Source organism: Flagellimonas olearia (assembly GCF_009184425.1).
GTDB classification, from domain to species: Bacteria; Bacteroidota; Bacteroidia; order Flavobacteriales; family Flavobacteriaceae; genus Flagellimonas; species Flagellimonas olearia.
Window position 1 is genome coordinate 1 of the sequence record NZ_WELG01000134.1, and the last position, 344, is coordinate 344.

Consider the following 344-nt stretch of genomic DNA (forward strand, 5'->3'; position numbering starts at 1 on the left):
GTCCCGTTGATAGCCGTTTACGGTGTGCGGTGAGAGGCGACGCTCGCTGGCCAAGTGGGTTAGGAAGGTGTTAACCGTTTGCAGTGTGTTATGGCTATCGCTATCCACGGTTAACGGTCCTTTATCAGCTAATGTCGCTGGTTTTTTTGGCTGCTTGGTGGGGGTATTGGCGCACCACTTCGTGGAGTCTGCGGCTGAGTACCTGGCCGATATGGCTAATGAATAAGGTGCCTAAGGAGCTACGGAAGTGCATGGCACTTTTACTGCCAATGGCCAGCAGGCCCAAGCGGCCTTGGTATTCCAGTGGCACCATGGCGGCGGAGCGGATATCGGTGGCGTTATCT

General features: G+C 55.2%; 1 protein-coding gene. It reads right to left on the reverse strand.

Features of this window, described 5'->3' with window-relative positions; all coding sequences use genetic code 11:
• Positions 1–124 precede the first annotated feature (124 nt).
• On the reverse strand, positions 125–344 hold a 220-nt coding region (locus tag F8C76_RS19430), incomplete at its 5' end, for a DUF484 family protein (RefSeq protein WP_152132967.1).